The organism is Thioclava nitratireducens, assembly GCF_001940525.2.
Lineage (GTDB): Bacteria > Pseudomonadota > Alphaproteobacteria > Rhodobacterales > Rhodobacteraceae > Thioclava > Thioclava nitratireducens.
Genome location: NZ_CP019437.1, coordinates 606,716 through 632,906, shown reverse-complemented (window position 1 = coordinate 632,906; position 26,191 = coordinate 606,716). Strand labels below are relative to the sequence as shown.

At 65.1% G+C, this 26,191-nt stretch carries 26 protein-coding genes and 1 pseudogene; 16 read left to right on the top strand and 11 right to left on the bottom strand.

What is annotated here, in order from left to right; translation table 11 throughout:
• Positions 1–29 precede the first annotated feature (29 nt).
• Positions 30–1,976, top strand: coding sequence for a lytic transglycosylase domain-containing protein (locus BMG03_RS03185; RefSeq protein ID WP_077701079.1), 1,947 nt, complete (start codon positions 30–32; stop codon positions 1,974–1,976).
• A 63-nt stretch (positions 1,977–2,039) separates the two neighbouring features.
• Here BMG03_RS03185 and BMG03_RS03180 read toward each other — a convergent pair whose 3' ends face one another.
• A complete protein-coding gene (locus BMG03_RS03180; RefSeq protein WP_075775826.1) occupies positions 2,040–2,912 on the bottom strand; it encodes a DMT family transporter in 873 nt (290 codons plus the stop codon).
• Positions 2,905–3,579, bottom strand: a complete 675-nt coding sequence (gene mnmC2, locus BMG03_RS03175; protein ID WP_075775825.1) for a tRNA (5-methylaminomethyl-2-thiouridine)(34)-methyltransferase MnmC2 — start codon at positions 3,577–3,579, stop codon at positions 2,905–2,907. Before mnmC2 ends, BMG03_RS03180 begins: the two co-directional genes overlap by 8 nt.
• A gap of 49 nt (positions 3,580–3,628) precedes the next feature.
• Between mnmC2 and BMG03_RS03170 the strand changes: the two genes are divergently transcribed.
• Complete coding sequence (locus tag BMG03_RS03170) at positions 3,629–4,678, top strand: NAD(P)/FAD-dependent oxidoreductase (protein ID WP_075775824.1); 1,050 nt, start codon at positions 3,629–3,631, stop codon at positions 4,676–4,678.
• 106 nt (positions 4,679–4,784) lie between these two features.
• Here BMG03_RS03170 and BMG03_RS03165 read toward each other — a convergent pair whose 3' ends face one another.
• From BMG03_RS03165 to BMG03_RS03135, 7 genes are all read right to left on the bottom strand, one after another.
• Entirely contained in the window at positions 4,785–5,528 is a 744-nt protein-coding gene (locus BMG03_RS03165) for a sterol desaturase family protein (protein WP_075775823.1), read from the bottom strand.
• 83 nt (positions 5,529–5,611) lie between these two features.
• Complete coding sequence (locus tag BMG03_RS03160) at positions 5,612–6,028, bottom strand: Na+/H+ antiporter subunit G (RefSeq protein WP_075775822.1); 417 nt, start codon at positions 6,026–6,028, stop codon at positions 5,612–5,614.
• Between the two features lie 7 nt (positions 6,029–6,035).
• Positions 6,036–6,305 (bottom strand): K+/H+ antiporter subunit F, encoded by a 270-nt coding sequence (locus BMG03_RS03155; protein ID WP_075775821.1) that lies wholly within the window; start codon positions 6,303–6,305, stop codon positions 6,036–6,038.
• On the bottom strand, positions 6,302–6,793 hold the full coding sequence (locus BMG03_RS03150; protein ID WP_075776007.1) for a Na+/H+ antiporter subunit E: 492 nt from the start codon (positions 6,791–6,793) through the stop codon (positions 6,302–6,304). Before BMG03_RS03150 ends, BMG03_RS03155 begins: the two co-directional genes overlap by 4 nt.
• A 13-nt stretch (positions 6,794–6,806) precedes the next feature.
• Positions 6,807–8,519 carry a monovalent cation/H+ antiporter subunit D gene (locus tag BMG03_RS03145; RefSeq protein WP_077701353.1) on the bottom strand — a complete coding sequence of 571 codons (1,713 nt, stop codon included), beginning with the start codon at positions 8,517–8,519 and terminating at the stop codon, positions 6,807–6,809.
• Complete coding sequence (locus tag BMG03_RS03140) at positions 8,519–8,857, bottom strand: Na+/H+ antiporter subunit C (protein ID WP_075775819.1); 339 nt, start codon at positions 8,855–8,857, stop codon at positions 8,519–8,521. Before BMG03_RS03140 ends, BMG03_RS03145 begins: the two co-directional genes overlap by 1 nt.
• Entirely contained in the window at positions 8,857–11,853 is a 2,997-nt protein-coding gene (locus BMG03_RS03135; RefSeq protein WP_075775818.1) for a monovalent cation/H+ antiporter subunit A, read from the bottom strand. The genes BMG03_RS03140 and BMG03_RS03135 overlap by 1 nt, the downstream gene beginning before the upstream one ends.
• Positions 11,854–12,269: 416 nt before the next feature.
• Here BMG03_RS03135 and BMG03_RS03130 point away from each other — a divergent pair, with 416 nt between their 5' ends.
• Genes BMG03_RS03130 through BMG03_RS03115 form a run of 4 tightly spaced genes read left to right on the top strand, consistent with a single transcriptional unit; the run spans position 12,270 to position 17,139 of the window.
• Complete coding sequence (locus BMG03_RS03130; RefSeq protein ID WP_075775817.1) at positions 12,270–13,922, top strand: OpgD/OpgG family glucan biosynthesis protein; 1,653 nt, start codon at positions 12,270–12,272, stop codon at positions 13,920–13,922.
• Positions 13,919–14,131, top strand: coding sequence for a hypothetical protein (locus BMG03_RS03125; protein WP_075775816.1), 213 nt, complete (start codon positions 13,919–13,921; stop codon positions 14,129–14,131). Before BMG03_RS03130 ends, BMG03_RS03125 begins: the two co-directional genes overlap by 4 nt.
• Position 14,132: 1 nt before the next feature.
• Positions 14,133–15,947, top strand: a complete 1,815-nt coding sequence (gene mdoH, locus BMG03_RS03120; protein WP_077701078.1) for a glucans biosynthesis glucosyltransferase MdoH — start codon at positions 14,133–14,135, stop codon at positions 15,945–15,947.
• Positions 15,940–17,139 carry an OpgC family protein gene (locus BMG03_RS03115; protein ID WP_075775815.1) on the top strand — a complete coding sequence of 400 codons (1,200 nt, stop codon included), beginning with the start codon at positions 15,940–15,942 and terminating at the stop codon, positions 17,137–17,139. The genes mdoH and BMG03_RS03115 overlap by 8 nt, the downstream gene beginning before the upstream one ends.
• Position 17,140: 1 nt before the next feature.
• Here the strand turns inward: BMG03_RS03115 and BMG03_RS03110 are convergent, their stop codons facing one another.
• On the bottom strand, positions 17,141–18,037 hold the full coding sequence (locus BMG03_RS03110; protein ID WP_075775814.1) for a LysR family transcriptional regulator: 897 nt from the start codon (positions 18,035–18,037) through the stop codon (positions 17,141–17,143).
• A 123-nt stretch (positions 18,038–18,160) separates the two neighbouring features.
• On the opposite strand from BMG03_RS03110, the gene BMG03_RS03105 reads away from it, so the two are divergent.
• The 10 genes and pseudogenes from BMG03_RS03105 (at position 18,161) to rpmE (ending at position 25,193) form a co-directional block, all read left to right on the top strand.
• Complete coding sequence (locus tag BMG03_RS03105; protein ID WP_075775813.1) at positions 18,161–18,733, top strand: FMN-dependent NADH-azoreductase; 573 nt, start codon at positions 18,161–18,163, stop codon at positions 18,731–18,733.
• Positions 18,734–18,939: 206 nt separating this feature from the next.
• Complete coding sequence (gene ffh, locus BMG03_RS03100; protein ID WP_075775812.1) at positions 18,940–20,439, top strand: signal recognition particle protein; 1,500 nt, start codon at positions 18,940–18,942, stop codon at positions 20,437–20,439.
• Positions 20,440–20,444: 5 nt separating this feature from the next.
• The gene (locus tag BMG03_RS03095; protein ID WP_075776005.1) at positions 20,445–20,987 is read left to right on the top strand and encodes a GNAT family N-acetyltransferase; all 543 of its coding nucleotides are present in this window, start codon (positions 20,445–20,447) and stop codon (positions 20,985–20,987) included.
• Positions 20,984–21,280 carry a chorismate mutase gene (locus BMG03_RS03090; protein ID WP_075775811.1) on the top strand — a complete coding sequence of 99 codons (297 nt, stop codon included), beginning with the start codon at positions 20,984–20,986 and terminating at the stop codon, positions 21,278–21,280. Before BMG03_RS03095 ends, BMG03_RS03090 begins: the two co-directional genes overlap by 4 nt.
• Positions 21,281–21,325: 45 nt before the next feature.
• Positions 21,326–21,696 (top strand): annotated as a pseudogene (gene rpsP, locus BMG03_RS03085) (30S ribosomal protein S16).
• 83 nt (positions 21,697–21,779) lie between these two features.
• Positions 21,780–22,286 carry a ribosome maturation factor RimM gene (gene rimM, locus BMG03_RS03080; protein WP_075775809.1) on the top strand — a complete coding sequence of 169 codons (507 nt, stop codon included), beginning with the start codon at positions 21,780–21,782 and terminating at the stop codon, positions 22,284–22,286.
• A gap of 4 nt (positions 22,287–22,290) precedes the next feature.
• Entirely contained in the window at positions 22,291–23,106 is an 816-nt protein-coding gene (locus BMG03_RS03075) for a hypothetical protein (RefSeq protein WP_075775808.1), read from the top strand.
• Positions 23,099–23,908 (top strand): tRNA (guanosine(37)-N1)-methyltransferase TrmD, encoded by an 810-nt coding sequence (gene trmD / locus BMG03_RS03070; protein WP_075775807.1) that lies wholly within the window; start codon positions 23,099–23,101, stop codon positions 23,906–23,908. Before BMG03_RS03075 ends, trmD begins: the two co-directional genes overlap by 8 nt.
• A gap of 674 nt (positions 23,909–24,582) precedes the next feature.
• Entirely contained in the window at positions 24,583–24,960 is a 378-nt protein-coding gene (gene rplS, locus BMG03_RS03065) for a 50S ribosomal protein L19 (protein WP_075775806.1), read from the top strand.
• A gap of 11 nt (positions 24,961–24,971) precedes the next feature.
• Entirely contained in the window at positions 24,972–25,193 is a 222-nt protein-coding gene (gene rpmE / locus BMG03_RS03060) for a 50S ribosomal protein L31 (RefSeq protein ID WP_075775805.1), read from the top strand.
• A gap of 84 nt (positions 25,194–25,277) precedes the next feature.
• Here rpmE and BMG03_RS03055 read toward each other — a convergent pair whose 3' ends face one another.
• A complete protein-coding gene (locus BMG03_RS03055) occupies positions 25,278–25,988 on the bottom strand; it encodes a YoaK family protein (RefSeq protein ID WP_075775804.1) in 711 nt (236 codons plus the stop codon).
• Between the last annotated feature and the right edge of the window lie 203 nt (positions 25,989–26,191).

Below are 26,191 nucleotides of genomic sequence, written 5' to 3'. Positions count from 1 at the left end.
AAGGGACAAACCCGCGACCACGAGCAGCCATGATGATCCGACGCCAGTTCCTCGCCGCGCTTGCGGCTTCGAGTTTCGCGCTCTCGCCGGCCGCGCTTCGCGCTGCGAGTTCCGCGCTGTCCGATGCCTTCGCGGCGGCCAATTCCGGCGATTGGGACGAGGCCGAAAATCTCGCGCGTCGCGTGGGCCCCCTCGGCTTCGATGTCATCGAGTGGAAGCGCCTGCGCGATGGCGAGGGCGACTTCGCCGACTATCTCGATTTCGCCACACGTCGCGCGGATTGGCCCGGCATGCCGTGGCTGCGCGAGAAAGGCGAGGCCAAGCTCGACGGCATCCCGCCGCGCGAGGTGATCGCCTATTTCAAGCTCGGCCCGCCGCGGACCGGCACCGGCGCGCTGGCGTTGATTGGTGCGCATCTCGCCCTGGGGCAGAAGGCGCAGGCGGCCGAGGTCGCCAAGACCGCCTGGCGCCAACTGCCAATGGAGGAAGACGAGCAGGCGAAGTTTCTTGCCGACTATCCCTCGCTTATCTCCGCCGATCATGGCGGGCGGATGCAGAACATGCTCGATCGCGGTCACCTGTCGGATGCGCGCCGGATGATCGATCTGGTCACGCCCGGCACCAAGGCCGTCGCCGAGGCGCGGATCGCCCTGCAGGCGCGCGAGCAGGGCGTGGACGATCTCGTGGCCGCCGTCCCCGGCTACATGGTCGAGCGGTCCGCAGGGCTTGCCCGCGACCGCGCGATGTGGCGCTGGCGCGCCGGGCTGGAAGACGGCGCGGCAGAGCTGATCCTCGAGCGGTCGAAATCCGCGACCGATCTGGAAGATCCCGACCTTTGGGCCACGCTGCGCGGCTATCAGTCGCGCTGGGACCTGCGCGCGGGCAATACCCAGCGCGCCTATGATCTGGCTTCCTCGCACCACTTGGAACCGGGCGGGGCAGATTACGCCGATCTCGAATGGGTGGCGGGCTATGCCGCCTTGAAACTGGGCCGTGCCGACACGGCGCTCGGCCATTTTCACAATCTCGAGAAAGCGGTGGACGGGCCGATCTCGTCGTCGCGCGCGTGGTACTGGCAAGGCCGCGCGCTCGAGGTTCTGGGCCGCAGCGACGAAGCCAAATCCGCATGGCGCAAAGGCGCGGAAAATCAGGACGCCTATTACGGGCTTCTGTCGGCCGAGCGGCTGAACCTGCCCTTGCCAGCGAATTTCGCCAAGGGCCCCGACCTGCCCGACTGGCGACGCTACAAGCTGCGCCATTCTTCCGTCTTCAAGGCCGCGCAACTGCTTTACGAGGCGGGCGAAAACGAGCTGGGCGCGCGCTTCGTGCTGCACCTCGAGGAGAGCCTCGGCCCGGGCAATTTCGGCGCCCTGACCCAATACGCGTTGGAAGAGGATGACACCTATCTCGCGCTGATCATCGGCAAACGTGCCGCACTGAAGGGCGAGATCATCGCGCAGGCGCTCTGGCCGATCCCGGGCCTGACGAGCCATGACCTGGGCGTGCCGGAGGAACTGGTCCTCGCCGTCGCCCGCCGTGAAAGCCAGTTCGCGGTCGGCGTCGGCTCTCCGGTCGGCGCGCAGGGCCTGATGCAGCTGATGCCCGGCACCGCGAAGATGATGGCGGAGAAAACCGGCCTGCCCTACGAGAAGGCGCGGCTGACGACGGATGCGACCTACAACCTCAGGTTGGGCGGCGCCTATCTCGCGGAGCTGCGTGACGAGTTCGGCGCATCCTCGGTGCTTGTCGCCTCGGGCTACAATGCCGGTCCGGGCCGCCCGCGAAGCTGGATAGAGGATCGCGGTGACCCCCGCGTTGGGACTGTCGACGTGATCGACTGGGTCGAGATGATCCCCTTCACCGAGACCCGCAACTACGTCATGCGCGTCTCCGAGGCGATCCCGCCCTACCGCGCGCGGCTGGGCAAGGAGGAGGTGAAATTCACCGACATCCTGCGCGGTGACGTGAAAGATTGAGGCGCACTTCCCCTCGGCCTCACGGCCTCCCCCGGGATATTTGAACCAAAGCGAAAGAGGCGGTTAAGCCTCTTGGGCCACCCGCGCGCGCCAGAGGGTGAAGAGCCCCGCGCTGACCACGACCCCAGCCCCAATCACCACGTTCCATTCCAGCGCCTCGCCGAAGACGACGACGCCCAGGGTCGAGGCGAAGACCAGCTGGAGATAGGCGAAGGGCTGGATCGCGGAGGCCTCGGCCACCTCATAGGCCTTGATCAGCAGGAAATGCCCGGTCGCGGCGGTGAAGCAAAGCACGACCATCCACGCCCAATCGGATGGGATCATGTTTTCCCAATGCCATATGCCCACCACGGTGATTACCACGGCGCCGATCACACCGGTGTAGAAGAAGGAGACCGAAGCCGGATCGACCCGACCCACGTAGCGCGTCATCAGCGAGTAGAGCGCGAACAGTGTCGCCGCCGCCAGCGGGATCAGCGCATAGGGGGAGAAAACACCGAAACCGGGCTTGAGGATGATAAGCACCCCGATGAAGCCCACGCCGATCGCCGCCACGCGCCGCCAGCCGACCTTCTCGCCCAGCACCGGCCCGGAGAGACCCGCGACCAGAAGCGGGTAGCAGGCGAAGACCGCATGAGAATGGACGAGCCCGAGATAGACGAAGGCCTGCACCATCACGATCACCTCGGTGATCAGGACGACCGAGCGGAAGACCTGCGCCCAAGGCAGGCCAGAGCGCGTCGCCCGCTTGATCCCGCCCGGGCTGCGCGCCGCGATCGCAAGCACGAAGGCGGCGAAGAACCAGAACCGCACCATCAGCGCCATGTAGACGTTGTAGGTCTCGGCCAGGTGGCGCGAGATGCCGTCCTGGATCGCGAAGATGAAGGTCACCGCGACCATCAGCGCAATGCCGCGGCGGGTCGATTGTTCAACCATGTTTCACCCCGAGCGACATATGGCGTTTGCGCCCGAAACCCGGGCCACGGCTGACCTCGAAACCGGCGGCCTCGAGCGCGCGGCGCACGAAGCCCGCCGCCGTATAGGTCGCGAATGTGCCGCCCGGCACCGTATGCGCGCCGACCTCGGCCATCAGACCCTCGCCCCAAAGCTCGGGGTTTTTCGCGGGCGAGAACCCGTCAAGGAACCAAGCATCGGCAGCGCCGTCCCAAGCGGGAAGCGCCGTGCGCGCGTCACCTTCGATGATCTCCACCGCCACCGGACCGAGTTGAAACTGACGCTGTCCCGCAGCCCAGGCGTGCAGATAAGGACCGGCGACGGGCGCAACTTCCGGAAATGCATCCAGCGCCCGTGCGATCTCGTCCGCCTCCATCGGATAGGCCTCAAAGGAGGTGAAGCGGATCGGGCAGTCCTCGGGACAGGCCAGCCGCAACGCAAGCAGGTTCAGCCCCGTGCCGAAGCCCAGTTCTGCGATATGGAAGCCAGGCTGCAGCCGCGCAGGCAGATCGTTGCCTGCCAGAAAAACGTGCCGCGTCTCGTCCAGACCGCCTGCAAGGCTGAAATAGGGATCGTCGAACCGCCGCGAGACCGGCACAAGGTCATCGCGCCAATCGAGATCGGCTTTGCTCTGGTCAGGGGCGTTCATCGGGGATAGTCCACAGTCTCCGGCCCAGCCTTGAAGCAGGAGGCGCGAAATGACAAGCGGCAGACACGACATAACCGTGCGCGGCGGCGGCATCTTCGGCCTCGCGATCGCCTTCGTCGCGGCGAAGCGCGGCGCGAAGGTGCGGCTCATCGAACGCAGCCGCATCGGCGCGGGCAGCTCGGGTGGCCATGTCGGCGCGCTCGCCCCGCATGTGCCGGAGAACTGGAACCCCAAGAAACAGTTTCAATTCGAGAGTCTCCGAATGGCCGAGGATTTCTGGGGCGAGGTGCAACGCATCGGTGGCGGCGATCCGGGCTATGCGCGTCTCGGGCGGCTGCAGCCGCTGGCGGATGAGGCGCAGATCGCACGCGCCAAGGACCGCGCGGCGGGGGCGGCCGAGCTGTGGCAGGGCTTCGCCACATGGCGCGTGGCCGAGACTGCGGAGTTCGGCGCCTTCGCGCCCCCCTCGCCCACCGGGCTCGTGATCCATGACACGCTCACGGCGCGCGCCAATCCGCGCGCCGCCGGGGCCGCGCTGGTCGCGGCGCTCGAAGCGATGGGTGCGGAGATCGTGATCGGCGAGGCCGACGAGGTTGGTCCGGTCATCCACGCGACCGGCGCCGAAGGTCTGGCCGAGCTGAACGCGGTGGTCGGCAAGACCATCGGCAGCGGCGTGAAGGGCCAATCGGCGCTCTTGAGATACGCGGCTGGCGACGTGCCTCAGCTTTTCGCGGAAAGCCTCCACATCATCCCGCATTCCGATGGAACGGTCGCGATCGGGTCGACCTCCGAGCGCGAATTCGCCGCCCCAGACACGACCGATGCGCAGCTCGACGCGCTGATCGAGAAAGCCCGCGCGCTTTGCCCGCCCCTCGCCGAGGCCCCGGTGATCGACCGTTGGGCCGGGGTGCGCCCGCGCGCCAAATCGCGCGCGCCGATGCTGGGTGACTGGCCCGACCGTCCGGGCCATTTCATCGCCAATGGCGGCTTCAAGATCGGCTTCGGCATGGCGCCGAAAGTGGCCGAGGTGATGGTCGATCTGGTGCTGGAGGGGCGCGACACGATCCCCGAAGGCTTCCGCGTGACTGACAACCTGTAAGGGGCGCCGCCCCCGGCTTGCGGCCTCCCCCGGGATATTTCAGCAAGCCCGAAGAGGCAGACCGCGCGCTTTTTCGGGCTTGTCCAAATATCCCGGGGGGCGCGCGTCAGCGCGCGGGGGCAGCGCCCCCTCCGACATAACCCGCCCGCGAGACTTCGGCCTCGGTGATCCCGAAGCGCGGCGCGAATTTCTCCCGTGCCGCGATCAGGCGCGGATCATCGGGGCGCAGGCCGAGGGTCCGGATGAACTCGACGCGGCTTTGTGTCTTGAGCTGATCGCGCGAAATCGCGGTGCCCATCAGCCGGTCGATCACCTCGCCCCCTGCCGTGACGTGGAACCATTTCGAGAAGTCGCGGAAATGGTGCTGGTTGTGCAGCGTCGAGACATGCCGCTCGATCGCGGTCTTCTTCACCGTCACATGAGCGGTGGTGTGGAACCATTCATACGCGAGGAAGGTGGCGGCTCCACCCAGCGGCACGACGGCCACGGCGATGTCGAACGCATGGGGCGCGCCGATCAGCGCCAGCACCGCCCAGAGAAGCGCGGTATTGCCCACGAGCACCGGCACGATCACCGAGAGCGGCGCAAACAGAAGCGGCCAACAGGTCGGGAATTCGTGGTGTCCGTAATGCACCCGGTAGAGCCAGTTGAAGGCCCATTGCCGTTTCGGGGGCGTCATGTGGAAGATGTAGCGATGAAGCCCGTATTCGTTGAGCATCTGCGCCGGGATGCCGAGCAGCGCGACCGCCCAGAGCCACCACGGTCCCTGCGCGGTCCAGTAGAGCGCCGCAGCGACGACTGCGATCATCACCCAGATCGACAGATGGGACAGCATCAGCCGCATCCGCATCGCAAAAATCTCCCGAAATCTCCTCCGGAGATCAGCCTGCCACGGCTTACGCCCACGTCAAAGCATTTCGCGGCGTCAGGGCGTCAGTCGTTCTCGTGCGGGATGTTCTTTTCCCGCTCGACCGCCAGCTCGCCTTTCGAGGTATCGGCATCGGCGGTATGCACCGCCCAGTCGCCCTCGCCGGCGGGTTTCGGCAGTTTCTCGGGCGGCCAATCGCGGAAGATATTCGCCTTCGAGATGAAATGCGCCGTGATCGGGGCCGTCAGGAAGATGAAGATGGTGACCATCAGCTCGTGCAGGGTCACGTGGCCCTGCTTCACCGCGAACCAGACCATCGAGGCGATCAGGATCGCGCCCACGCCCAGCGTCGCGGCCTTGGTGGGCGCATGCAGCCGGGTCATCGGGTCGGGCAGTTTGACCAGCCCGAAGCTGCCGACGAGGCCGAAGATGCCACCGATCACGAGCAGCGCCGAAATCAGGATATCCCAGAACAGTTCCATCACGCCCTCACTCGATAATGTCGCCGCGCAGGATGAACTTGGCGAAGGAAACCGTCGCCACGAAGCCCGTCATCGCGTAGAGGATCGACGCCTCGAAGAAGAGCGCGGTCCCCTCCCAGATGCCGAAGAGCACGATCATCGCGATCGCGTTGATCGCCATCGTGTCGAGCGCCAGAACCCGGTCGGTCACGCCGGGCGCCTTGACGACCCGGAAGAGGTTGAACAGAAGCGCCATCGAATAGCAGGCGATGGCGAAGATCAGGGCATAGGTGATCATTCGAAAATCTCCTTCAGGCGGGCCTCGTAGCGGGACTTGATCTCGTCGCGCACCTCATCGGCATCCGGCGCGTGCAGCGCGTGGACCAGCAGCGAGTGACCGTCGGCGGCCAGTTCCGCCGTCAGCGTTCCGGGCGTCATCGTGATCGTGCCCGCCAGCACCGTCACCGCCTCGGGCGTGACAATGTCGAGCGGCACGGAGACCCAGGCGGGGTGCAGCTTGGAATTGGGCATGAAGAGGACGATCTTCGCCACCGTGATATTCGCGACGATGATATCCCAGATCACGATGAAGATGTACTCGATGATCTTCAGCGGCTTCGCGAAACTCGGGCGCGCGGGCCAGTAGGGTGCGGTGATCCACGGGATCACGAGCCCCACGAGGATCGCGAAGACCAGCGAGTTGAGCGTGTAGCTATTGGCCAGCATCAGCCAGACCATCACCAGCGTGACGGTCAGGTAGGGGTGGGGAAGGATCTTGCGGATCATATCTTTGCTCCCCTCAATGCGCCGCGGCGGGGGCATCCTGCCCCGTCTCGCTGTGGGTGTCGGTCTGACCGGCCGGTTGACCGTCGGCAGCGTGCGGGTCCGCGACACCGGTGTCGCCACCATGCCCGTCCTCCGCCTGCATCTCCTCGCTCACTTCCATATGGCCATGCTCATGCGCGCCGACCTTCGCCGCCTCCTGCGCGCGTTCTTCGGCGCCCGCGAGAACCGCGTCGATATATTGCGACGGCGTGAAGAGTTGCGCGGCGGTGCCCTGCAGCCAGTTGCTCGCAGGTCCGGCCAGCACGGTCAGCGCCACGGAGCCCGCCAGCAGGATACCGGTCGCGGTGAAGGCGAGGCCCGGCGCGCTCGCATCCTTAGGCCCGGGCGGCAGCTCGTCCTCCTCGGCCTCGACGGCGTAGGAACGCCAGAACACCTGGCTACCCGCCCGGGCATAGCCCACGATGGCGATCAGCGAGGTCACGAGAACCGTGGCCCAGAGCGCCCATTGGCCGCGCGTCGCGTCGAGGATCATCAGCTTGCCGAGGAAGCCCGACAGCGGCGGCATCCCCGCCATCGCGATCGCGCCCACGAAGAACATCCCGGCCATCAGCCCGTGGTTCTTCATCAGAGGCGCATCGGTATAGCCGAGCCCCCAACGGCCGCGCCGCTCGCGCACGAGATCGGCGATCAGGAACATCGCCGCGGCCACCAACGTCGAGTGAACCATGTAGTAGAGACCGGCCGAGGTCGCCCCTTGGGTGAACTGCGCGAAGCCCAGCATCATCGTGCCGACCGAACCGATCACCGCATAGGCGACCGTGCGACCCAGATCGCGCGCCCCGAAAATACCGATCATCCCGATCGCCAGCGTCAGGAACGCGGCGGGCAGCAGGATGTCATGCGCAAGCGTGCCGGTGGTGCCGGTGATCGGAAAGATCAGCGTGTAGACGCGAACGATCGCGTAGGTGCCCACCTTGGTCATGATCGCGAACAACGCCGCCACCGGGCCGGGCGCGTTGGTATAGGTCGCGGGCAGCCAGAATTGCAGCGGCACCAGCGCCGCCTTGACCGCGAAGACCACCATCAGCAGCGCCGCGCCGACCTTGATCAGCGCCGTCTGCTCGACCGGCATCTGCGCGACCTTCACCGCGAGATCCGCCATGTTGAGCGTGCCCGCCGTCGCGTAGATCGTACCCAGCGCGAACAGGAACAGCGTCGAGCCCGCGAGGTTGTAGACGACATATTGCACGCCCGATTTCAGCCGCGCGCGCCCGCCTCCATGGATCATCAGACCGTAGGAGGCGATCAGCAGAACCTCGAAGAAGACGAACAGGTTGAACGCGTCGCCCGTCAGGAAGGCACCGTTGATCCCCATCATCTGGAACTGCATCAGCGAGTGGAAATGCCAGCCGCGCTTGTCCCAGCCCGAGCCTATCGCATAGAGCACGATCACGAGGCCGAGGATCGAGGTCAGCAGCAGCATCAGCGCCGACAGCCGGTCGAGGACCAGCACGATGCCGTAGGGCGGCTCCCAGTTACCGAGGCGGTAGACCTCGGGCGGGTTCATCGAAGCCGAGGTCATGAGCACGATCGCCAGCACGACCAGCGCGGACATGCCGAGGATCGAGGCCACGCGCTGTGTGACCAGATCGTAGCGCATCCACAGCACGATCAGCGGTGCGAGCATCGCCGGGATCAGGACAGGCGCGATGATCCAATGTTCCATCATCGGCCGTCCTCCTCTTGCTCGAGGTCGATGCGGTCATTGCCCGCCTCGATGAAGGCGCCAAGCGCGAGCATAACGACCACCGCCGTCATCCCGAAGGAGATCACGATCGCGGTCAGCACCAGCGCCTGCGGGATCGGGTCGGTATAGGAAGTCACGCCCTCGCGCAGGATCGGCGGCTGGTTGATTACCAGACGACCGGTGGCGAACAGGAAGACGTTCACCGCGTAGGACAGCAGCGACATGCCCACCACCACGGGGAAGGTGCGCAGACGCAGGATCATGTAGATGCCGGCGGCGGTCAGCACGCCGATGGCCGATGCAACGAGCACTTCCATCAGTGATCGCCCCCGTGGTTCTTCTTGTTCTCGTGCACGATGTCACGTTCGTGCTGGGTGGCTTCGCGCGCGGCGCGGGCGGTCTTCCACCAGCGGCGGGGCACTTTGGCGTCCGGTGGATATGGCCCGGCCGAGAGTGGCGCGAGCACGCGGGCTTCAGGTTTCTCGGCGGCGATATGCGCACCGTCCTCGCCGCCTTCCTCACCCATAGCGGCACGGCGTGCGAGGCGCGACAAACCGCCAAGCGCCAGCATCACCGAGCCCACGACGCCAAGGAAGACGCCAAGGTCGAAGCCCGCCGCCGTCGCCAGCTCGAACTTGTCTAGGCCGGGCAGTTTCACGTAGCCGAAATCGGAGGTCAGGAAGGGCATGTCGTTGAAGAAGGCCCCTGCCCCGGTGATCCCTGCGACCAGCACGCCGGACGCGATCAGCACGTGGTAATAGACCTTTTGGCGCGCCTGCGTCCACGCAAAGCCCGAGGCCATGTATTGCGTGACCAGCGCGATCGCGATCACCAGACCGGCGATGAAGCCACCACCGGGCGCGTTATGGCCGCGCAGGAAGATATACAGGCCCACGACCAGTGCGATCGGCATCATCACCCGCGTCACGATCAGCAGCATCAGCGGGTGCTTGTCGCCGCCGCGCGGCACGTCGGGCCGCCATGCGATCAGCTTGCGCGACGAGGCGCCCTGCAGCAGCGCCTCGGTCAGCGCGAAGATCACCAGCGCGGCGATGCCGAGCACCGTGATCTCGCCAAACGTATCGTAGCCACGGAAGTCCACGAGGATCACGTTCACCACGTTATCCCCGCCCGCGAGGTTGTAGCTGTTGTCGAGCATGTAGCCGGACATCGTCGGGAAGGCGAAATCGCGGGTCAGCAGCGCGTAGATCAGCCCCGAAACCGCGACGCCCGCCACGACCGAGAGCACCACATCGAAGCTGATCTTCATCCGGCTCGACTCGATCGAGGTAATCTTCGGCAGGAAGTTCAGTGCCAGAAGCATCAGCACCGTCGTCACGACCTCCACCGAGATCTGCGTCAGCGCGAGATCGGGCGCGGACAGGAAGATGAAGGAGACCGAGACGGTCAGGCCGACGATCCCGATCAGCACCAGCGCGAGGATGCGGTTGTGATGGAAGGCGACGATGCACATCGTCGCGGTCAGCAACAGCAGCCACGAGGTTACCGCAGCTCCATTCACCGGCGTCAGCGCCCGCGTCTGGGGGCCCAGCGTGCCGCTCGTGAAGGCGTAAAGACCGACGCCGACCGAGGTGATCGTGAACAGCATCAGGTAACGCGCCATCGCACCGTTATGCAGCGCCTGCGTGATCCAGCCCGCCAGACCCTGCGCGCGCGCAATCACCCAGTCGAACATCGCCTTGGCCTCGGGACGCGGCGTGGTGTCCCAGAGGCGCTGGAAGGGACGATGCGCAGCAAGCAACGCGATACCGCCGGCGACCGCGATGGCTGACATGATCAACGCCGGCGTGACGCCATGCCAGATCTTCAGCTCGTGCATGTGATAGCCGCCACCGACGACCGCATTGGTCGCCATCTGGACATAACCGCCCGCCACCGCCATCGGAAACAGGCCGATCGCGATCACGAGGAAGGACAGGAAGGCAGGGCTGATCCACATGCCGAAAGGCGGATCATGCGGAGTCTTCGGCAGATCCTGAGGCGGCGGGCCGAAGAAGCCGTGGCTGATGAAGCGGAAGGCATAGGTGGCCGAGAACAGCGCCGCGACGGTCGCCAGAACCGGGATCAGCCAGACATTTTCGAGCCATTTGGTATGGGCGGCGGCTTCCAGCATCATCTCTTTCGACAAGAAGCCGTTGAACAGCGGAATCCCGGCCATGGACAGCGCGGCGATGGTCGCGATCACGAAGGTGATCGGCATCAGCTTGCGCAGCCCCGAGACGCGGGTCAGGTCGCGCGTGCCCGCCTCGTGATCGACGATGCCCGCCGACATGAAAAGCGCCGCCTTGAAGGTCGCATGGTTGATGATGTGGAAGACGGCGGCCAGCGCCCCGGCCTCGGTCCCCAGCCCCAGCATGAAGGTGATCAGACCAAGATGCGAGACGGTCGAGAAAGCCAGCAACGCCTTCATGTCATGTTTGAAGATCGCGATCTTGGCGGCGATCAGCATGGTGATCAGGCCCACGCTCGCCACGATGTAGAACCATTCCGGCGTGCCCGAGAGCACCGGCCACATCCGCGCCATCAGGAACAGCCCCGCCTTCACCATCGTCGCGGAATGTAGATAGGCCGAGACCGGCGTCGGCGCGGCCATCGCGTGCGGCAGCCAGAAATGGAACGGAAATTGCGCGGATTTGGTGAACGCACCGCCGAGGATCAGGAGCAGGGCCGGGATGTAATAGGGGCTCGCCTGAATGGCGTCCTTGTGCTGCAGGATCTCGGAGATGTCGTAGCTGCCCGCGATATTGCCGAGGATCAGCATCCCCGCGATCATCGAGAGCCCGCCCAAGCCGGTCACGGTCAGCGCCATGCGCGCGCCCTGACGGCCCGCGGGCAGGTGCTTCCAATAGCCGATGAGCAGGAAAGAGCTAAGCGAGGTCAGCTCCCAGAAGATCAGCAGCAGCAGGATGTTGTCGGACAGCACGATCCCCACCATCGCGCCCTGGAACAGAAGCAGGTAAGTGTAGAACTGGCCAACCGGGTCCCTGTTCGACAGGTAGAACCGCGCGTAGAGGATGATCAGCAACCCGATCCCGAGGATCAGTGTCGCGAAGAGCATCCCCAGACCGTCGATCCAGAAATTCACGTTCAGGCCCAGCCAAGGCAGCCAGTCGATCTTCGTCTCGACGACACCCCCCGCCATCACGGTCGGCAGGTTGAGCAACAACCCAAGCAGCGCAAGCCCCGTGAACAGGGCCGAAACCGCTGCGGCATTGGTGCGTCCGGTGCGGATCAGGATCGACGGCATGGCTGCGCCCAGGAAGGGCAAAGCGGCGATCAGGGCAGGCGACATCTTCTCTCCGGTCCGTTCTCTGGCGGGCCTTGGGGCGATGGATGCGACCGCACTCTCCCCCCGCGCAAGCTTTACTTTACCTGCGCACAGGGGACATGGCTGTCAAGCTTCACGAAGACGTTTCCTGACCAGAATCGCAAGGCATTGTGCCGGTGCCGCCCGAATGCGACAGCGACCCGCCCGCGCGGCGCCCTTTGCAGGCGCAGCAATCTGCGGCGGAAATGTCGCGGAATCGGCGGGAAATTGCGCTTTTCGATGCATGGATGGGCGGTGTTATGCGAGAATCGCATGGCTCGGCCCTGTCCGCCCCAGCGGCCTCGCTTCGCCTCTTGCAGTTTTTCAAGTCATGTGGATATGCAAATTGCAGCACGGCCCTTGTGAGGCCGTGCGAAGCGACTGTAATCGCAGGGAAACAGATGTCTCATTCCCGCACTGTGCAAGTGCCCCGCCTTTCCCGCCGTCAGCTCCTCGCCGCCGGTTCCGCTTTTGGCGCGCTCGGCGCGACGGGAGGCTGGCCGAACCATGCGCTCGCGCAAGATAGCGCCGCCCCGGCCGAGCCCTCGACCGCCCCTGCCCCGGCTCCCGCCGCACCGCAGCAATCGCCGTTTTCCTTCGACGATCTCGCGGCGCGGATGCAGAAAGCCGCCAAGGGCGAAGCTGTCCCGCCGGAAACCAGCTCGGCCGATTTCCTGAGCAAGCTGGATTACGACAGCTACCGGATGATCCGCTTCGACCCGGACAAGTCGCGCTTCGAGAATATCGAGGACACGCGTTTCGAGTTGCAGGCCTTCCATCTGGGCTGGCTCTTCAAGGAGCCGGTGCATCTCTCCAGCGTCGAGAACGGGCAAGCGCGCCCGATGACCTTCTCGACCGACGATTTCATCTATCAAAGCAAAGCGCGCAAGATCGTTCCCGAACATGCCGATCTGCCGGGAATCGCGGGCTTCCGGCTGAATACGCCGATCAACCGCCCCGATGTCATGGACGAGTTGATCGCGTTTCAGGGCGCATCCTATTTCCGCGCGCTCGGGCGCGGCTCGGCCTACGGGCTCTCCGCGCGCGGGCTGGCGGTGAATACCGGCGTCTCGGTCGCCGAGGAATTCCCGCGCTTCACCCAGTTCTGGGTCGAGACGCCGACCTCGGGCGCGAACTCGATCACCGTTTTTGCAGAGATGCATTCGGCCTCGCTGACGGGGGCCTACAAATTCGTCATCACGCCCGGCGAGGCGACCGCGGTCGACGTGACCGCACGCCTCTTCATCCGCGAGGATATCCAGCAGCTCGGCGTGGCGCCGTTGACCTCGATGTTCCTCTTCGGACCGCGCAACCGGCACGATTTCGACGATTACCGCCCGCGCGTGCATGACAGCGACGGGCTGGCGATCGAGCAGGCCGATGGCGACAAGCTATGGCGGCCGCTGCAGAATCCCGACACGCTCGCCTCCTCCTATTTCGCGGAGAGCGCGCCGAAAAGCTTCGGTCTCTATCAGCGCGAGCGCGAGTTCGATCACTATCAGGACGCTTCGGCCCGTTACGAGCGCCGCCCCTCGGTCCGCGTGACGCCGCAGGGCGACTGGGGCAAGGGCATGGTTCGCCTGGTCGAGATTCCCTCGAAACTCGAGGTGAACGACAATATCGTCGCGTTCTGGGTGCCCGAAGCTCCGGCAAAAGCAGGCGATGCGCTGGAATTCGCCTATCGCCTCGAATGGGGCGACCTTCCCCCCGATCCGAGCGATCAACGCGCCTATGTCGACCAGACATGGGCCGGAACCGGCGGCGTGTCGGGCGTCGAGAACACTAAGGGAACCCGGAAATTCGTCATTGATTTCAAAGGCGGAGAGATTTCGCGCCTCCCCGCATCGGCTGTCGACGAGATCAAGCCGGTCACCCACGCGAACAAGGGCAAGATCGTGACTCAAGCCCTGTCGAAGGTCGAGCAGGACAATGTCTGGCGTCTCGTTCTGGATATTTCCGCCGATGGCGAAGCGCCGGTGGAACTCTCTGCGACACTAGCCGGTTTTGGACGGAACCTATCCGAGACCTGGCTCTATCAGTGGACCAAAGCATGAAATCACACCTGAAGCTGCCGGCCGTGCCGGCGCTGACCGACCAGCCGAGCGCCCTGCGCCGACTGGCCCCCGAAGACCTCGTTGAGGGGCCCGCCGCGCTGCCGGTCGCCCCGATGTCCATGCCTGCGCAACAGATCGAACCCGATCTTCGGCTGAGTACCCGGCTCGCCCGGATGCTGACCCGCCGCCCGGTCGGGGAAGGCACCTGACATGTCCGCGCTAGCGCGCCCCCGTGGCGCATTGCTGATCGGCCTGCGCGCTCTGGCGCTCGGGCTTGCTGCGCTTGCGGGCATCGGCGCCTTCGTACTGTTCATCCAGTTCGGGCAGGCCGATGGGCTGCAGACGCTCGACGTGGTGCGCGCGCTGCTGATCCTGATCTCGACGCTCTGGCTCGCCTGGGGCGCTGTGCAGGCACTGATCGGCCTCACCTCGCGTGCAGAACCACCGCCGCGGGTGGACCCCCATGCGCGGATCCAAGGGCGCACGGTCGTGCTGGTGCCGGTCTATAACGAAGACCCGGTCTCCACCTTCTCGCGCGTGGCCGCGATGGATGCCTCGCTCGCCGCGACCGACGACGACGCGGAGGTCCATTTCGCGATCCTCTCAGACACCCGCAAGGACGACATCGCCCATCGCGAACTGCAGGTCTTCGCCCATCTCGTGGAAGAGCGCGACGCGCTTGGCCGGTTCTTCTATCGCCGCCGCACCAACAACGTGGGCAAGAAGGCGGGCAATATCGAGGATTTCATTACCCGTTCCGGCGCGGCCTATGATTTCACGCTGATCCTCGATGCCGACAGCCTGATGGAAGGCGAGACGATCCTGCAGATGATCCGTCGGATCGAGGCCGAGCCCCGCCTTGGCCTGCTGCAGACCCTGCCGAAAGTCGTGCGGGGTCGCTCACGCTTCGCTCGGGCGATGCAATTCTCGGCCAGCTTCTTCTCGCCCGTCTTCGCGCGTGGCCTGGCGATGCTGCAGGGCAAGACCGGCCCGTTCTGGGGCCACAACGCCATCGTGCGTACCCGCGCTTTCGCCGAAAGCTGCGGCCTGCCCGCGCTGAGGGGGCAACCGCCCTTCGGCGGGCATGTGATGAGCCACGACTATGTCGAGGCGGCACTTCTGGCGCGCAATGGCTGGCTTGTGCGGCTCGACGACGATCTGGAGGGCTCGTTCGAGGAAGGCCCGGAGAATATCGTCGATCACGCCAAGCGCGACCGCCGCTGGTGTCAGGGCAACCTGCAACATGCGCGCATCATCGGCGCGCCGGGGCTGCGTGGCTGGTCGCGCTTCGTATTTGCGCAGGGCATCATGGCCTATATCGCGCCTCTGTTCTGGCTGGGCTTTCTCGTGGCTTCGATCGCGGCACCGCTGTTCGTGCCGCCGCCAGATTACTTCCCCGAGCCCTATTGGCCCTTCCCCTATTTCCCGCCGTCGGAGGCCTCGAAGGCGATCGGCCTCGCCATCGGCATCTTCGGCCTGCTGCTGGTGCCGAAACTGCTGATCGCCGCGCGCGCCGCGATGAACGGCACGGCGCGCGGCTTCGGCGGCGGCAACCTCGCCTTCGCCTCGACGCTGAGCGAGCTGCTCTTCTCCTCGCTCACGGCCCCGGTGCTGCTGGCCTTCGCCACGCGCTCGGTCTTTCAGGTGCTGTTCGGAGCGGATGGCGGCTGGCCCACCAATAACCGCGGCGACGGACGGCTGAGCGTGGCCGACGGGTTCAACGCGGCGTGGTGGATCGTCGCCATCGGTGCTGCGGGCCTTGCCGTCACGTGGTGGCTCGCGCCCGGCCTGCTGTTCTGGCTGCTGCCGGTCGGTCTGCCGATGATCGCCGCGCCGTGGCTGATTTCGTGGTCGTCGCAACCCTCGGCCTCGCAGCTGATGCTGGTGCCTAGCGAGATCGACACGCCGCGCATCCTGCGTCTGCACGACGCGATCTTCACCCGCTGGGAAAACGCTTTCCCGGCCCCCGAGGGCGACCGCGCCGGTTTCGCGGACGCCCCTCACCGGAGCCCCGCACATGCGTAATATCGCGCTGATGAAACCCGGGCGCGACCTGCGGATCGACCTGTTCCGCGGCCTCGCGCTGGTGATGATCTATATCGATCACATCCCGGGCAATCTCTACGAGAACTTCACCTCCCGCAATCTGGGCTTCTCGGATGCGGCGGAGGGTTTCGTCTTCATGTCCGGCCTTGCCGCCGCGCTGGCTTACGGTCCGGCGCTGGCCAAGGGGCTGAGCTGGGAAGGCACGTCGCGACTTTGGGGCCGGGCGTGGCTCCTCTATCTCGTGCATATCCTGACTGCAGTCTGGGCGATCGCCATCGTCTCGGCCGCCGTGCAGTTCTGGGGCAACGAGGCGATGCTGTCCAAGAACGCGATGAAGATCTACGGCACGGACCCGTTTGGCTTCCTGATCGGGATCGCGACGCTGGGTCACCAGCTGGGCTATGTGAACATCCTGCCGATGTATATGGCGCTTCTCTTGATGGCGCCCGCGCTTATCCGGATCGGTCAGCGCAGCAAATTGGCACTGCTGGCGACCTCGGTCGGGCTTTGGGCGGCGACGGGGCTGTTCCGGCTGAACCTGCCGAACTACCCGATGGAAGGCGGCTGGTTCTTCAACCCGCTGGCGTGGCAACTGGTGTTCAGCCTCGGCATCCTGACGGGCCTTTCGCTGCGCCAAGGCAAGCGGCTCGTGCCTGTGAAAGGCTGGATCATCGCGCTTGCGGCGGGCTGGCTGGCACTGACCTTCGTGTGGATTCACAACGACTGGATGCTTAAGAATTTCGGCCACGCGGTCTGGCAGTTGCGCCAGTGGAACGTGCCCTTCTTCATCGCGGGCTTCGACAAGACATTCGTGTCGCTGCCGCGCCTGTCGCACCTGCTGGCGCTCGCCTACATCCTGTCGCTGCCGGGGATCGTCCCGGGCATCGCCGAGGCGCGCGTGCTGGAGCCGATCCGGATGCTGGGCCGCCACTCGCTGCCGATCTTCGCGCTCGGCACGGTGCTGGCGATCGCCGGTCAGACGGTGAAGCAGGTGCATCCGGGCGGGATCTGGCAGGACAGCGTTCTGATCTTCGGCGGGCTCGCGCTGCAATTCGCCTTTGCCTACGGGCGCGACAATTTCGGCGCGAAGGCTGTGGCCCGGCGCCGGAAGGCCCGCGACGAGACAGAGCCTGCGCCCGCTCCGGTCCGGCGGCTGCACGCCGCAGAATAGCTCAGTTCAGGATCAGACCGTCCGAGCGCGCCGCCTGTTCCTTGATCGCCTTCACGGCGGCCTGAACCTTCGGCGTCCGGTGCAGATCGACATGGGTCACCAGCCACAGGTTGGTGTCCCAGGTATCATAGGGCTTCACCACCTCTTCGAGCGTCGGATCGGCGCGCCCCATCGGCACGGTCAGGAAGCCCAAGCCCAGACCCGCCTTGATCGCATCGACCTGGCTCTCGTGCTCGTTCGCGCGGAACACGACCTGCTCGTCCGGGACGTTGTCGCGCAGCCAGCGGTAGAACGGCGCACGGCTGTCGCGGTTGTCGTTCGACACGAAGCGATGCTTTGCGAGTTCTTCCTTGGAGCGCGGAATCCCGAAGCGCTCGACATAGGCGTGGCTCGCATAGAGCGCATTCTGCATCCGGCCCAGCGACTGCACGACGTTGTCGGGCTCGGTCGGGCGGTTGCCGGCGCGGATCGCGACATGCGCCTCGCCATATTCCAGCCGGAACACGCGCTGATCGGTCAGATAGCGCAGCCGCAGCCCGGGATATTCGCCCAGAAGCTTTTCCATCGCGGGCAGCACTAGCACCGAAACCGCAGTCAGCGACGTCACGATCAGCTCGCCCGTGACTTCGTCGCCCGCGCCCGCGATCCGGGCGGCGAGTTGGCTGAACTGGTCCTCGGTCGCCTGCCCCACGGAGAGCAGTTGCTGCCCTGCTTCGGTCGGCGTGTAGCCGCGCGGATGGCGCTGGAACAGCTTCGTGCCCAGCTTGTCTTCCAACGCGTCGACATGACGGATCACCGTCGCGTGGTGAACGCCCAAAACCTCCGCTGCACCCGAAACGGTGCCGATCCGCGCCACGTGAAACGCGGTACGGATTTCATCCCAACTGTCAAAGCTCATGCTGTGCGCCCGTGAACATAATCTGCTCGATCATGCCCGTTGCGTTCTGGATTGCAAGGGACAAGTAAGGCGCAGAACGAAAATCACGACCCCACATCGAACACGTTTTACGGAGTCCTCCCCATGACCAAGACCCTTCGTATCGACAGCTCCATCAAAGGCGACGCGTCGATCTCCAAACGCCTCACGGACAAGATCGTCGAGCGGATCGGCGGCGACGTCACCGCCCGCGACGCGACCGCCATTCCCGCCATCGACGGTGCATGGATCGGCGCAGCCTATACCCCGGCCGACCAGCGCAGCGACGAGCAGAAAGAGCTGCTCGCCCTGTCCGACGAGCTGATCGCCGAACTCAAGGCCGCCGACACGATCGTCATTGGCTGCGGCGTCTACAATTTCGGAGTCACCGGCCCGCTCAAGCACTGGATCGACATGGTCTGCCGCGTGGGCGAGACCTTCCGCTACACCGATGCCGGCCCCGAAGGCCTCGCCGGCCCGAAGCGCGTCATCATCGCCTACTCCTCGGGCGGCGTGCCGCAGGGCTCCGCCTTCGATTTCGCGACGCCCTACATCAAGCAGGTTCTGGGCTTCATCGGCATCACCGACGTGACCGTGGTCGCAGCCGAAGGCGTGAACCTCGACGAGGCGGCGGCGATCGCCAAGGCCGAGACCCAGATCATCGAGCTGGCAGCCTGATCCCCCAGCCTGCAAAGACGTTCCCTACCTCTCCCGAATGGCCCCGTGGTTGACTCCGCGGGGCCTTTGTCATAGTTCACGCGAGATTTCCCCGGAGGACGAATCCCTCCGGTCCCGGCATGAGGTCGGGATCGCCACCAGTCAGCGCGTTGCGCCCACTGGTGCGCTTGTCGTTTGTCCCGGCCCCAATCACAGGAGGGTGGCCCATGTTCGAAAGTCTATCCGAGCGCCTAGGCGGCGTCTTCGACCGGCTGACCAAACAAGGTGCGCTTTCCGCCGATGACGTGAAAACGGCCATGCGCGAAGTGCGCGTCGCGCTTCTCGAAGCTGACGTTTCGCTGCCGGTCGCCCGTCAGTTCATCAAATCGGTCGAGGGCAAGGCCACCGGCGCCGCGGTCACCAAATCGGTCACGCCGGGCCAGCAGGTCGTCAAGATCGTTCATGACGAGCTGATCAAGATGCTCGCGGGCGAAGAGCCCGCCGATGCGCTGAAGATCGACAACCCGCCCGCGCCGATCCTGATGGTCGGTCTGCAGGGCTCTGGTAAGACCACCACCACCGCCAAGCTCGCCAAGCGTCTCAAGGACCGCGAGCACAAGCGCGTGCTGATGGCGTCGCTCGACACCAACCGCCCGGCGGCAATGGAGCAGCTGCAGATCCTCGGCACCCAGATCGGTGTCGACACGCTGCCGATCGTGAAGGGCGAAAGCGCCGTGCAGATCGCCAAGCGCGCCAAGCAGCAAGCGACGCTCGGCGGCTATGACGTCTACATGCTCGACACGGCGGGCCGTCTGCATATCGACGAAGTGCTGATGGACGAGGTTCAGGCGGTGCGCGATGTCGCAAACCCGCGTGAGACGCTCCTCGTCGTCGATGGCCTGACCGGTCAGGATGCCGTGAACGTCGCGACCGAGTTCGACGAGAAGGTCGGCGTCTCGGGCGTCGTGCTGACCCGGATGGACGGCGACGGTCGTGGTGGTGCGGCGCTCTCGATGCGCGCGGTCACCGGCAAGCCGATCCGCTTCGTGGGTCTGGGCGAGAAAATGGACGCGCTCGAGACCTTCGAGGCCGAGCGTATCGCGGGCCGCATCCTCGGCATGGGCGACATCGTCGCCCTCGTGGAGCGCGCACAGGAAACGCTGGAACAGGAACAGGCGGAGCGCATGGCCAAGCGCTTCCAGAAGGGCCTGTTCAACATGAACGACATGAAGAACCAGCTTGAGCAGATGATCAAGATGGGCGGGATGCAGGGCGTCATGGGCATGATGCCGGGCATGTCGAAATACGCCAAGCAGGCGGAAGACGCCGGGCTGAATGACAAGACGATCAGCCACCAGATCGCGCTCATCAACTCGATGACCAAGAAGGAGCGCGCCAACCCGCAGATCCTTCAGGCGAGCCGCAAGAAGAGGATCGCGGCGGGCGCGGGCCTCGAAGTGTCCGATCTCAACAAGCTGCTGAAGATGCATCGCCAGATGTCCGACTCGATGAAGAAGCTCTCGAAGATGGGCAAGGGCGGCATGATGAAACAGGCGATGAAGATGATGGGCGGCAAAGGCGGCGGCGCGCCGGATCTGGCAAACATGGATCCCTCCGAGGTCGAAGCCGCCGCCAAGGCGATGGGCGGCAAGATGCCCAAGGGCGGCATGCCCGGCCTGGGCGGCGCGTTGCCGCCGGGCCTGTCGGGCTTCGGCAAGAAGAAGTGATCGAGATGACCGTCGCGCTGTCCCCCACGCCTGTTCTCGAGACCGAGCGTCTCGTGCTCCGCGCCCCGAAGGCTGCGGATTGGGCGGCATGGCGCGATTTCTACATGTCCGAGCGCAGCCACTGGTTTCGGCCGGTGAAAGAGCCGACCCCCGAAGCCGCATGGCGCAGCTTCGCGGCGATCGCCGGCCATTGGGTCCTGCGCGGCTGGGGCATGTTCGTGATGACCGAGCGCGGCTCGGATCAGGGTTTCGGGGCGCTCGGCCCCTGGATGCCCGAGAGCTGGCCCGAGGCCGAGATCGCCTGGTCGGTCTGGTCGCAGGAGGCCGAGGGCAAGGGCTACGTGGCCGAGGCTGCGCGCGCGGTGATCGCTCATGCGTTCCGCGACCTGAAATGGTCCACCGCTGTCAGCTATATCGACCCGAACAACACCCGTTCGACCGCGCTGGCCGAGCGTCTGGGCGCGCGCCCCGACCCGCAGGCCGCCTATCCCGGGGAGCCGCCGATCGTCGTCTGGCGTCACCCCGCCCCGAAGGAGGCCGCCGCATGAGCGATGCAACCACCCGTGCCGCTGAGTTGCTGAAAGAACATCGCGAGAGCATCGACCGGCTCGATGCGGTGATGATCTACACGCTGGCCGAACGTTTTGCCCAGACGCAGGCCGTCGGCAAGCTGAAGGCAGAGCACGACCTTCCGCCCTCCGATCCCGATCGGGAGGCCAAGCAGATCGCCCGGCTCGAAAAGCTGGCGAGCGATTCCGGGCTCGACCCGGAATTCGCGAAGAAGTTCCTCAATTTCGTGATTTCGGAAGTCATCCGGCATCACGAGAAATTCCAGAAATGACGGGCCATCCGGCCCATCACCAGCCATCCAAAGGAGACAACTGACATGGCTATGAAAATCCGCCTCGCCCGTGGGGCTCCAAGAAGCGTCCGTTCTATTCGATCGTCGCTACCGACTCGCGCATGCCGCGTGACGGCCGCTTCCTCGAGAAGCTGGGCACCTACAACCCGCTGCTCCCGAAGGACAGCGAAGACCGCGTAAAAATGAACATCGAGCGCGTGAAGTACTGGCTCGACCAGGGCGCACAGCCGACCGACCGCATTGCGCGCTTCCTCGAAGCCGCTGGCGAGCGCAGCAAGGCGACCCGCGCCAACATGAAGAAAGCCGTTCCGGGCAAGAAAGCCCAGGAGCGCGCCGAACAGCGTGCCGCCAAGGCCGCCGAGGCGAACGCCGAAGAAGCACCCGCCGAAGAATAATCGGCAGCTATGGATGGCTGGTGGGCCGGGCGCGATATGTGCCCGGCCCCTGCCCCATCCGATCTAGCACAGAGGATCGCATCATGACCCAACCCGAACGCGTCTGCGTGGGTGCCATTGCCGGAGCTTTCGGCGTGCAGGGCGAAGTGCGCCTCAAGAGTTTCTGCGCCGAACCCGAGGATATCGCAGGCTATGCCCCGCTTTATACCGAAGACGGCGCACGCCAGTTCGACGTAACGCTGACGCGGGGCCTGAAGAACGGGCTTGGCGCACGGCTGTCGGGCGTGGCCACGAAGGAAGAGGCCGATGCGCTGCGGGGCACGACCCTCTGGGCCGACCGCGACAAGCTGCCCTCGCTTCCTGACGACGAATTCTATCATGCCGACCTGATCGGGCTGACGGTGGTGGACACCGGCGGCGCCAAGATCGGCACCGTGCGCGCGGTCCACAATCACGGCGCGGGTGACATTCTCGAAATCTACGCGCCCGGGCGCAAACAGGCGCTGCTACTGCCCTTCACCAAGGCCATCGTGCCGACCGTGGATCTCGCCGCGCAGCGTATCGTCGTCGATCCGCCCGAGGATCTGTAATCGGATGCGTGTGATCGTCCATCCGGGCTTTCACAAGACCGGCACCTCCACGATCCAGACCGGACTGCGCGAAGTCAGCGCCCATCTGCCCGATTGGGTGATTGCGCTGCGCGAAGACATTCCCGACGCGGCCGCCGCTGCCCGCGCCTATTCGCTGACGCGGGACCCGTTCGAGTTGGGACTCTATCAGGCCGCGCTCGCCAGTTGGGCCGATGCCATCCCCGAAGACACCAGGCAAGCCGTGATCTCGATCGAAGGGCTCGCAGGCCACATGCCGGGGCGCGATGGCGTGCTGGACTATTCCGCAACGCCAGCCCTGATGGGCGCGCTGGCCGAGATGTTCCGCGCGAAATACGAAGACGCGTTGGAGTTGCAGCTGTTTCTGACCACCCGCGAGAAGACCGCATGGATCGACAGCCTGCATTGGCAGCACGTGCGCAGCGGCATGCTGACGGACTCGCTCGACACCTTTCGCACTCGACTGTCGGGCTTCGATCTCGCCCCCGTTCTGCGTGAGATCGTAAGCGCCGTGGCGCCTTTCCCGGTGAACTGGGTCATGCTCGACGAAGCCCGCGATAATCCTCACGGCCCGCTGACGCCGCTTCTTGATCTGATGGGCGTGCCCCCCGAAATTCGCGCGTCGCTTGGCGTCGGGACCACGGCCAACGCGCGCCCGCGGCGGGTGGATCGGGCGGCGCTGGCCGACCAACTCGCTGCGATCAACGCCGAAGGGTTGCCGCGCGAGGCCACAAAAGAGAAAAAGCGCGCCATATTGCGAGCGGCATGGCGCGAAGAGGCAGAGGCGAAATCCGATGAGTGACGACAAACCCAAGCTCGCGACCAAGTCGCATGGCCGCCTGACGATCTCGCCGACGCGCAAGCCCAGCTCGCTGATGGACGAGCCGCTGCGGCTGAAAGGCGCGTGGACCGCGAAGATCGTCACGCTCTTCCCTGAGGCCTTCCCCGGCACGCTGGGCCTGAGCCTTCTGGGCCGCGCCCGCGATCTGGGTCTCTGGGCGCTTGAGACGATCGACCTACGCCCCTTCGGCATTGGCAAGCACCGCAATGTCGACGACACGCCCGCCGGCGGCGGCGCTGGGATGGTGCTGCGCGCCGATGTGGTGGGCGAGGCGCTCAAGCAGGCCGCCCGCGGCACGCCGGATGACCGCGCGCGCTGGCCGGTCGTCTATCTCTCGCCGCGCGGCAAGCCGCTGACGCAGGAGATGGCGCGCCGCTTCGCCGAGGCCGATGGCATGACCCTTTTGTGCGGGCGGTTCGAGGGCGTGGACGAGCGTGTGCTTGAACATTTCGGCGTCGAGGAAGTCTCGATCGGCGATTTCGTCCTGACGGGTGGCGAGGTGGCCGCCCAAGTGCTGATCGACGCCACCGTGCGGCTGCTGCCGGGCGTTCTGGGCAATGCCGAGAGCGCGGTGGAGGAAAGCCATTCCAGCGGATTGCTGGAGCACCCCCAATACACCCGCCCCGCCGAATGGGAAGGCCGTTCGATCCCCGAAGTGCTGACCTCGGGCAACCACAAGAAGATCGAAGACTGGCGCCGCGAGATGAGCGAGAAACTCACGCAGGAACGACGGCCGGATTTGTGGGAGAAGCGAGGGGAGTGAGGGCCAGTTGAAGGCCAAGGCGCACCTAGAAGCCTCGCACCCCTTGGCTCAACACTTTGAATCTAGACCTAAATACAGACATTATCGGTCCGGCTTTGTGTAATCCGAAGTGTAGATTTTTTCCCGATTTCCTGACATTTCAACTCCGCCGCCTCTGGCGTCATTAGATCACCGGTGGCTGTCGAGCCTATTATCACAGGGCCGGAATTCAGGGATGGCGTACAACCGACCGCTGCGATTGGTAGCACGCATACAAGCAAGATAAGTCCTTTTGGTTGCACTGTATGTTCCTCCCGGCTTTTGTTTGCTTTCCAATCAGATTTTCGCAGGCGCCTAGGTCCGTCGAACCTCAGGTTCTCAAATGATACCAGATGTTCGCCTCGTCCGCATAGCGAACCTCGCCACCCCCACTTCCCCCTTGATCCGTTACCCATTTCCCCGTAATACGCGCGGGTCCGGAGCCGGAATCGGCCCTCGGACCCTTTTGCTGTCGCCAAGCGGAGCCTTCTTCGGTCCGCGTCACGGCACCGGCGAAGGGCGCAAAAAGCGAAAGACGACCTGAAATCTCCCGCGGGCGCGACCCTGAAAAGGCGACCGGACCCGATGAAGACGCGGAGCTCTGAGGCGGCGAAACCTTCACGGGACAAACCGTGAGCATGTGAAAGGACGTTGCGATGAACCTGATCGCACAGCTCGAGGCGGAACAGATCGCCGAGCTCAACAAGACCATCCCGGATTTCAAAGCCGGTGACACCATTCGCGTCGGCTACAAAGTGACCGAAGGCACCCGTTCGCGCGTGCAGGCCTATGAAGGCGTCTGCATCTCGCGCAAGGGCGGCGACACGCTTGCGGCTTCGTTCACCGTGCGCAAGATCTCCTTCGGCGAAGGCGTGGAGCGTGTGTTCCCGCTCTATTCGACCAACATCGACTCGATCGAAGTGGTCCGCCGTGGCCGCGTGCGTCGCGCCAAGCTGTACTACCTGCGCGCCCGTCGCGGTAAGTCGGCTCGTATCGCCGAAGACACCCACTACAAGCCCAAAGCTGCGAAATAAGGAGCGGGACCATGAAAGCCGATACCCATCCCGACTACCACACGATCACCGTCAAGATGACCGACGGGACCGAATACCAGACCCGCTCGACCTGGGGCTCCGAGGGCGACACCCTCACCCTCGACATCGACCCGACCTCGCACCCGGCGTGGAACGGCGGTTCGTCGCGCCTCATGGACACCGGTGGCCGCGTGTCGAAGTTCAAGAACAAGTATGCCGGCCTCGGCTTCTGAGCCTGAGCTGCATGACTGTTACGGAAAAGGGCGCCTCGCGGGCGCCCTTTTTCATGTGTGTCGTCATGTGCATAGCCGCGAGGGTCACCGCCCCCCGCGATAGACCTTGCGCAGTTCCGGCACGGCGATGACGATCAGCAGCGCCGCCGCCAGCGCGAAGACCATCGGGCCGATGCGCTCATATCCCAGCACGCCTGCGATGCCGCCCGCGAAGAACGAACACAGCGTCGCGACATGCAGCAGGAGCCGCGATCGCAGCACCTGCCTGGTCTCCGCATCGCGCGCACCCGGCAACAAGGCGGCCAGCTCCAGCCCCAGATCGGTCGCGATGCCGGACACGTGGCTCGTGCGCACCCGCCCGTCCGAGATTTTCGTGCTCGCCGCGTTCTGCAGCCCCATCAGGAAGCTGAGGCCGATCATCATCAGATGCTCGCTCATCGCCGCGGCCCAGACCATGTCCAGGATCGTCAGCACGATCAGCAGTCCAGCTTCCAGAAGGATCGACAGCGCGTAGATCCCGTGCAACCGCCGGCGCTGCCCCACGTCGATCAGCACGCCAGACGCAAAGGCGCCGAAGACGAAGGCCAGAAGCAGCAGCAGGAACCAGATCGCCGTGCCGAACCGCCCCAGCGCGAGCAGGTCGGTCGCGGTCGAGACATTCCCGGTCATGTTGGCCGAAAAATAGCCGAGCGCCCGGAACCCGGCCGCATTCACCGCACCCGCGACCAGCGACAACCAGACCGCCAGCGCGAGGTCGATCGAAACGCTCCGATCGTCTCCGGCATGTATCAGCACCGCCTGCCCCCACGCTTTTGCACTCTCGCCCCGACTATCGACGCCACCCGCGCAAAAGCAAGCCTTGGACGCGCTCGCCCTCTTTGCACTCGCCTTTTATCAGCGCGCCGGCACCGAGACATGACGCGAAACCGATGGCGCAATCGGCAAGGTCTACACCCTCGACTGATCGCAAAGCCGCAAGCGGGCGCGTCTCGGCGCTC

Excerpts from the sequence above, each read along its gene's own strand:
- BMG03_RS03185 (WP_077701079.1), top strand. The coding sequence starts at position 30 with ATGATGATCCGACGCCAGTTCCTCGCCGCGCTTGCGGCTTCGAGTTTC.
- BMG03_RS03180 (WP_075775826.1), bottom strand. The coding sequence starts at position 2,912 with ATGGTTGAACAATCGACCCGCCGCGGCATTGCGCTGATGGTCGCGGTG.
- mnmC2 (WP_075775825.1), bottom strand. The coding sequence starts at position 3,579 with ATGAACGCCCCTGACCAGAGCAAAGCCGATCTCGATTGGCGCGATGAC.
- BMG03_RS03170 (WP_075775824.1), top strand. The coding sequence starts at position 3,629 with ATGACAAGCGGCAGACACGACATAACCGTGCGCGGCGGCGGCATCTTC.
- BMG03_RS03165 (WP_075775823.1), bottom strand. The coding sequence starts at position 5,528 with ATGCGGATGCGGCTGATGCTGTCCCATCTGTCGATCTGGGTGATGATC.
- BMG03_RS03160 (WP_075775822.1), bottom strand. The coding sequence starts at position 6,028 with ATGGAACTGTTCTGGGATATCCTGATTTCGGCGCTGCTCGTGATCGGT.
- BMG03_RS03155 (WP_075775821.1), bottom strand. The coding sequence starts at position 6,305 with ATGATCACCTATGCCCTGATCTTCGCCATCGCCTGCTATTCGATGGCG.
- BMG03_RS03150 (WP_075776007.1), bottom strand. The coding sequence starts at position 6,793 with ATGATCCGCAAGATCCTTCCCCACCCCTACCTGACCGTCACGCTGGTG.
- BMG03_RS03145 (WP_077701353.1), bottom strand. The coding sequence starts at position 8,519 with ATGGAACATTGGATCATCGCGCCTGTCCTGATCCCGGCGATGCTCGCA.
- BMG03_RS03140 (WP_075775819.1), bottom strand. The coding sequence starts at position 8,857 with ATGGAAGTGCTCGTTGCATCGGCCATCGGCGTGCTGACCGCCGCCGGC.
- BMG03_RS03135 (WP_075775818.1), bottom strand. The coding sequence starts at position 11,853 with ATGTCGCCTGCCCTGATCGCCGCTTTGCCCTTCCTGGGCGCAGCCATG.
- BMG03_RS03130 (WP_075775817.1), top strand. The coding sequence starts at position 12,270 with ATGTCTCATTCCCGCACTGTGCAAGTGCCCCGCCTTTCCCGCCGTCAG.
- BMG03_RS03125 (WP_075775816.1), top strand. The coding sequence starts at position 13,919 with ATGAAATCACACCTGAAGCTGCCGGCCGTGCCGGCGCTGACCGACCAG.
- mdoH (WP_077701078.1), top strand. The coding sequence starts at position 14,133 with ATGTCCGCGCTAGCGCGCCCCCGTGGCGCATTGCTGATCGGCCTGCGC.
- BMG03_RS03115 (WP_075775815.1), top strand. The coding sequence starts at position 15,940 with ATGCGTAATATCGCGCTGATGAAACCCGGGCGCGACCTGCGGATCGAC.
- BMG03_RS03110 (WP_075775814.1), bottom strand. The coding sequence starts at position 18,037 with ATGAGCTTTGACAGTTGGGATGAAATCCGTACCGCGTTTCACGTGGCG.
- BMG03_RS03105 (WP_075775813.1), top strand. The coding sequence starts at position 18,161 with ATGACCAAGACCCTTCGTATCGACAGCTCCATCAAAGGCGACGCGTCG.
- ffh (WP_075775812.1), top strand. The coding sequence starts at position 18,940 with ATGTTCGAAAGTCTATCCGAGCGCCTAGGCGGCGTCTTCGACCGGCTG.
- BMG03_RS03095 (WP_075776005.1), top strand. The coding sequence starts at position 20,445 with ATGACCGTCGCGCTGTCCCCCACGCCTGTTCTCGAGACCGAGCGTCTC.
- BMG03_RS03090 (WP_075775811.1), top strand. The coding sequence starts at position 20,984 with ATGAGCGATGCAACCACCCGTGCCGCTGAGTTGCTGAAAGAACATCGC.
- rimM (WP_075775809.1), top strand. The coding sequence starts at position 21,780 with ATGACCCAACCCGAACGCGTCTGCGTGGGTGCCATTGCCGGAGCTTTC.
- BMG03_RS03075 (WP_075775808.1), top strand. The coding sequence starts at position 22,291 with ATGCGTGTGATCGTCCATCCGGGCTTTCACAAGACCGGCACCTCCACG.
- trmD (WP_075775807.1), top strand. The coding sequence starts at position 23,099 with ATGAGTGACGACAAACCCAAGCTCGCGACCAAGTCGCATGGCCGCCTG.
- rplS (WP_075775806.1), top strand. The coding sequence starts at position 24,583 with ATGAACCTGATCGCACAGCTCGAGGCGGAACAGATCGCCGAGCTCAAC.
- rpmE (WP_075775805.1), top strand. The coding sequence starts at position 24,972 with ATGAAAGCCGATACCCATCCCGACTACCACACGATCACCGTCAAGATG.